The sequence below is a fragment of the Actinomadura sp. WAC 06369 genome (assembly GCF_003947565.1).
GTDB lineage: Bacteria > Actinomycetota > Actinomycetes > Streptosporangiales > Streptosporangiaceae > Spirillospora > Spirillospora rifamycini.
The window spans coordinates 1-5,274 of the sequence record NZ_QHJN01000293.1; the positions used below are offsets into that span (position 1 = coordinate 1).

Annotated in this window: 6 protein-coding genes; 3 read left to right on the forward strand and 3 right to left on the reverse strand. The window is 73.9% G+C overall.

The window, feature by feature from the left end; all coding sequences use genetic code 11:
• Positions 1 to 35 precede the first annotated feature (35 nt).
• From rfbB to DMH08_RS38370, 3 genes are all read right to left on the reverse strand, one after another.
• Positions 36 to 1,001 carry a dTDP-glucose 4,6-dehydratase gene (rfbB, locus tag DMH08_RS38360; RefSeq protein WP_125621140.1) on the reverse strand — a complete coding sequence of 322 codons (966 nt, stop codon included), beginning with the start codon at positions 999 to 1,001 and terminating at the stop codon, positions 36 to 38.
• 17 nt (positions 1,002 to 1,018) lie between these two features.
• A complete protein-coding gene (locus DMH08_RS38365) occupies positions 1,019 to 2,086 on the reverse strand; it encodes a glucose-1-phosphate thymidylyltransferase (RefSeq protein WP_026404040.1) in 1,068 nt (355 codons plus the stop codon).
• A gap of 250 nt (positions 2,087 to 2,336) precedes the next feature.
• Positions 2,337 to 2,993 carry an SDR family NAD(P)-dependent oxidoreductase gene (locus DMH08_RS38370; RefSeq protein WP_125621142.1) on the reverse strand — a complete coding sequence of 219 codons (657 nt, stop codon included), beginning with the start codon at positions 2,991 to 2,993 and terminating at the stop codon, positions 2,337 to 2,339.
• Between the two features lie 84 nt (positions 2,994 to 3,077).
• On the opposite strand from DMH08_RS38370, the gene DMH08_RS38375 reads away from it, so the two are divergent.
• From DMH08_RS38375 to DMH08_RS38385, 3 genes are all read left to right on the forward strand, one after another.
• A complete protein-coding gene (locus DMH08_RS38375; protein ID WP_125621144.1) occupies positions 3,078 to 3,962 on the forward strand; it encodes a LysR family transcriptional regulator in 885 nt (294 codons plus the stop codon).
• A gap of 104 nt (positions 3,963 to 4,066) precedes the next feature.
• On the forward strand, positions 4,067 to 4,309 hold the full coding sequence (locus DMH08_RS38380) for a hypothetical protein (protein WP_034519598.1): 243 nt from the start codon (positions 4,067 to 4,069) through the stop codon (positions 4,307 to 4,309).
• A gap of 410 nt (positions 4,310 to 4,719) precedes the next feature.
• Positions 4,720 to 5,058, forward strand: a complete 339-nt coding sequence (locus DMH08_RS38385; RefSeq protein ID WP_125621146.1) for a hypothetical protein — start codon at positions 4,720 to 4,722, stop codon at positions 5,056 to 5,058.
• Positions 5,059 to 5,274: the final 216 nt, after the last annotated feature.

Below are 5,274 nucleotides of genomic sequence, written 5' to 3' on the forward strand. Positions count from 1 at the left end.
CGCCCGTTCAGTCCCGCCCGTTCAGTCCCGCCCGTTCACGCCGCGTCCTCCGCCTTCTTCTTGAGCGGTTCCCACCAGCCGCGGTTGTCGGCGTACCACCGGACGGTCGAGGCCAGGCCGTCGTCGAACGCGATCCGCGGGGCGTACCCGAGGGCCCGCAGCTTGGCGTCCGACAGCGAGTACCGCCGGTCGTGGCCGGGACGGTCCGCGACGCGCTCGACCGACGACCAGTCGGCGCCCAGCATCTCCAGCAGGCGGCCCGTCAGCTCCAGATTGGTCAGCTCGGCCGTGCCGGCGATGTGGTACACCTCCCCGGGCGCACCGCGCTCGACCACGGCCCAGATGCCCCGGCAGTGGTCGTCCACATGGATCCAGTCCCGCACGTTCCCGCCGTTGCCGTACAGCGGCACCCGCAGGCCGTCCAGCAGGTTCGTGGTGAAGAGCGGGACGACCTTCTCCGGGTACTGGTACGGCCCGTAGTTGTTCCCGCAGCGCGTGATCGACACCGGCAGGCCGTGGGTGCGGGCGTACGCACCGGCGATCATGTCCCCGCCCGCCTTGGCGGCCGCGTACGGCGAGTTCGGCGCGATCCGGGCGTCCTCGTCCCACGAACCCGTCTCGATGCTGCCGTACACCTCGTCGGTCGACACCTGCACGACGCGCGGCACGCCCGCGTCCAGGCACGCCTGCATGAGCGTCTGGACGCCCTGCACGTTGGTGCGGACGAACTCGCCGGCGCTGGCGATCGACCGGTCCACGTGCGACTCCGCCGCGAAGTTGACCACGACGTCGTGGCCGGGGACCAGCTCGGCGAGCAGCCCGGCGTCGCAGATGTCGCCGTGCACGAACGTGTGCCCGTCCGCGACCGGCGCCAGGTTGGCCGGATTGCCGGCGTAGGTGAGCCGGTCGAGCACGGTGATCTCGGCCTCGCCCGCGAGCGACCGCACGAAGTGCGAGCCGATGAACCCGGCCCCGCCGGTGACCAGAACGCGCCGTCCCATAGCCCTGTCCGTCCCTCTCAGCTGCTGATCTGCACGGTGCTGTGGTCGCCGAGCACCAGGCGGTGCGCCCGCGGCACCCGGGGCACGGGGGTGACCCGCACCTCGCGGCCGATCAGCGACACCTCGATCCGGCCGACGCCGTCGATGGACGCGCCGCGGAGGACGATCGAGTACTCGATCTCGCTGTCCAGCACGGCGCAGTCCCGGTCGATGGAGGTGAACGGGCCCACGTAGGAGTCGCGCACGACCGAACCGGCGCCGATGACCAGCGGCCCGACCAGCCGCGAGCCGGTCACCGCGGCGCCCTCCTCCACCACGACCCGTCCGATCAGCTCCGACGCGGCGTCCACCGAGCCCCGCACCGACGGTTCGAGGCCCTCCAGCACCAGCCGGTTGACCTCCAGCATGTCGGTGACGTTGCCGGTGTCCTTCCAGTAGCCGGTGATCACGGTGGACTCGACCCGGCGGCCCGCCGACATCAGTCCCTGGATCGCGTCCGTGATCTCCAGTTCGTTCCGCCAGGACGGCGTCAGCCCGGCGACGATCTCGTGCACCGCCGGAGTGAAGAGGTAGACGCCGACGAGCGCCAGGTCGCTCTTGGGGTGCCGCGGCTTCTCCTCCAGCCCGGTCACGCGGCCCGCCGCGTCCAGCACGGCGACGCCGAAGGCGCGCGGATCGGACACCCGGGTGAGCATGATCTGCGCGTCGGGGCGCTCGGCGCGGAACCGGTCGACCAGGCCGGTGATGCCGCCGACGATGAAGTTGTCGCCCAGGTACATGACGAAGTCGTCGTCGCCGAGGAAGTCGCGGGCGACCAGCACCGCGTGGGCGAGGCCGAGCGGGGCGTGCTGGGGGATATAGGTCACCTTCAGCCCGAACGCCGAGCCGTCGCCGACCGCCGCGCGGATCTCGGGGGCGGTGTCGCCGACGATGATGCCGGCCTCGCCGATCCCGGCGTCCGCGATCGCCTCCAGGCCGTAGAACAGCACCGGCTTGTTGGCGACCGGGACCAGCTGCTTGGCCGAGGTGTGGGTGATCGGCCGCAGCCGCGATCCGGCGCCGCCCGCCAGGACGAGTGCCTTCATGCGGACGCCCGCCGAACGGTCTGGTTCACGAGGGACTCCCGGAGGCCGTGGGGGCCGTGGTGGCTGCGGGTAGGGACGCGCCCTGATTCCGTGGGACGGTCAACATGGTTGTTGAAGGCGGCAGAAAGCGCGCTCCCTTACCTTTGTAGTTTTACGGAGCGTGCCGACCGCGTGACGGCGTACCGGCGCGACCGCCCCGGGGAGTGCCGGGCGAGTAAGTAAAGGTGGCGCCGGGGTGAAGCCGCCTCGGTCACCACGGCAGCGGGCGGCCGTCCCGGAAGAACCCGCCGGTGGGCCCGTCGTCGGGGAGCGTGGCCGCCCAGACGACGCCCGCCGCGCCGTCGGCGACCGGCCGGCCGCCGGGGCCGCCCATGTCGGTCGCGACCCAGCCGGGGCACACCGCGTTGACCAGGATGCCGTCGTGCCGCAGTTCGGCCGCCAGCATCCGGGTGAGGGCGTTGAGCGCGACCTTGGACGCGGTGTAGGCGGGGGTGCCGCCGCCCATGTTCGTCAGCGAGGCCACCTCGCTGGACACGTTGACGATCCGGCCGTGCCCGCTCTCGCGCAGCAGCGGCAGCATCGCCCGCACCAGCCGCCACGGGCCGTACAGGTTCGTCTCGGCCGCCTCCCGCACCACGTCCAGGTCGGCGTCGGCGGCGCGCTGCCACGTGTCGTAGGTGATCGCGGCGTTGTTCACCAGGACGTCCAGCCGCCCGAACCGCTCGGCGACCGCCTCCGCGGCCCGCGCGGCGTCGCCGTCCGACGTGACGTCGAGCCGCAGCGGGACCTGCCCCCGGACGGCCGCGGGGGAGCGGGCCGCCGCGATCACCGTGTGCCCGCGCTCGGCGAGCCGGGCGCAGACCTCCCGCCCGATCCCCCGGTTCGCTCCGGTCACCAACGCGATCATCGTCCGGCTCCTCTCCTCGGAACGGCACGATCGTGCGGCCGCGCGCGCTTCCGCGTCCAATACCCGCCGTGATAGCCGTTGGCCATGGACGGTCATCTGCGCGATCTGCGGTACTTCGTCGCGGTCGCCGAGGAGCTGAACTTCACCCGCGCCGCCGAGCGCCTGTTCGTCTCCCAGCCCGCGCTGAGCAAGCAGATCCGCCGCCTGGAGGACGACCTGCGGGTGCGGCTGTTCGAGCGCGACCGGCGCACGGTGGCGCTCACCGCGCCCGGGGAGGCGCTGCTCCCGGCCGCGCGCGAGATGCTCGGCCGCTGGGACCAGGCGCAGCGCGAGGTCGCCGACGCGGCGGCCGCGGCGGCCGCCGTGCTGACCGTCGGGCTGTCCACGAGCGTCGGCCGCGGCCTGCTCGCCGCCGTCCGCGACCGGTTCGCCGAGCGCCGCCCCGGGTGGCGGCTGCGGATGCGGCAGGTCGACTGGACGGACGCCAGCGCCGGGCTCGCGTCCGGGGACGTCGACGTCGCGTTCGTCTGGCTGCCCGTCCCCGCCGAGGACGCCTTCCACCTGCGGGTGGTCGCGCGGGAGCCGCGCTGGGTCGCGTTCCGCGACGACCACCGGCTCGCCGGCCGCGGCGAGGTCGACTTCGCGGACCTGCTGGACGAGCCGTTCCTCGCCCTCCCGGAGAGCGCGGGCCCGCTGCGCGACCACTGGCTCGCCGCCGCGCACCGCGGCGGCCGTCCCGTCCGGGTCGGCGCGACGGTGGCGAACGCGGACGAGACGTTCGCGGCGATCGAGGAGGGCAGCGGCATCGTGCTGCTGTCCGCCGGGAACGCGGCGATCTACCGCCGTCCGGGCGTGCGCGCCGTCCCGGTCGCCGGCCTGCCGCCGTCCGAACTGGCCGCCGCCTGGCGCCGCGGCGACGACCGGACGGCCGTCCGCGACTTCGTCGACGCGCTCCCGACCGCGACGTGACCTGGACGATTCGTCGTTTTCTTGACGTTTGGCCGCGTTTTGTCGTCGGTGGGCCCGGGGACTTACGCCTTGCTGACGTCCATGCATTTCGGGGGAGGAAACGCATGAAGAGGGTCATGACCGGAGCGCTGATCGCCGCCGTCGCCGCCGCCGGGGGGATCGGCGGGACCGCCGCGGCCGCCGAACCGCAGCCGCGGCAGCAGACCCAGGACTGCCGCACCTACTCGAGCACCACCCGGTGCGGCGACGTCCGGCTCGACGAGAAGCAGCGCGCGTGCGTGTCCTCCAGCGTCCGGCTCGGCATGACCGAGCGCCGGGCGGAGGTGGAGTGCCAAGCCTTCCGCTGACGGACGGCCGCGGGCCCGCCCCCCGGACGCCTTCCGGGGGGCGGGCCCGCGCTCGCGGACGGCCCGCGCCCGGGGCGGTCGGCGCCGTGATCCTCGTCATGGCGGCCGCACCGCGCGGCGCGCGCGTGAGGAAGTCGACGTCCCGGCGTCCCAGGGGTGGTGATCGCCGCCCCGGCGATGCATTGTGGACTGGGCCGCACCCGTTTCCGAAGGTGATTCCTAGCGCAGGGTGGTGATTTGCGATCGCACCGGCGAACGGGGCAGTCTGGGGACCGAGAACGCCCACGAGTAGCACGTCCGCTACGAGGGGAAACCGAGATCAGGTCCGGGGACCGCGTTATGCGCCGCGCGTCTCCGGGCGCACCGGGAGCCGAGGAGCCCCGGGACGACGGCGCTGAAGGAGCCCGACGATGACCGAGAATGACGGCGCGCAGGGACCGCAGCGGCCGTTGCCGGAAGACGAGGGCCAGGCCACGCCCCCGGAGGGGCAGGGAGAGCAACCTCCCGCCCGTCCGCTGGGCGAGCGCACCGTGGTGTTCGGTGCACCGCAGCTGGGCGGCCAGGCCCGCCCCGCCGCGCAGCCGCCGCAGCCCCCCGCCCCGCACCAGCAGCCGTCCGCGGGCCGGCAGCAGCCGGCCCAGCAGCCGCCCGCGCCGCAGCAGGGCGACCGCCCGGTGTCGCCGCCTCCGCCGACCATGGTGGAGCAGCCCGCCCAGCAGTTCGGCGAGCAGCCGCCGGGCTGCCCGTAGGGCTGCGGCGGCTTCCCGCCCCCGGAGCAGCAGCAGTACGGGCAGCCCCCGCAGCAGCAGCCCGGGTACCCGCAGCAGCCCGCGCACGGCGCCCCAGCCGGGCGCGCAGCAGTTCGGCCAGCAGGACTACGGGCAGCAGTCGCCCTACGGCCAGCAGCAGCAGTACGGGCAGCCCGACCAGCAGCAGTTCGGCCAGCAGCAGCCCTATGACCAGCA

Coding starts and splice junctions, on each gene's coding strand:
- rfbB (WP_125621140.1), bottom strand. CDS start 1,001: ATGGGACGGCGCGTTCTGGTCACCGGCGGGGCCGGGTTCATCGGCTCG.
- DMH08_RS38365 (WP_026404040.1), bottom strand. CDS start 2,086: ATGAAGGCACTCGTCCTGGCGGGCGGCGCCGGATCGCGGCTGCGGCCG.
- DMH08_RS38370 (WP_125621142.1), bottom strand. CDS start 2,993: ATGATCGCGTTGGTGACCGGAGCGAACCGGGGGATCGGGCGGGAGGTC.
- DMH08_RS38375 (WP_125621144.1), top strand. CDS start 3,078: ATGGACGGTCATCTGCGCGATCTGCGGTACTTCGTCGCGGTCGCCGAG.
- DMH08_RS38380 (WP_034519598.1), top strand. CDS start 4,067: ATGAAGAGGGTCATGACCGGAGCGCTGATCGCCGCCGTCGCCGCCGCC.
- DMH08_RS38385 (WP_125621146.1), top strand. CDS start 4,720: ATGACCGAGAATGACGGCGCGCAGGGACCGCAGCGGCCGTTGCCGGAA.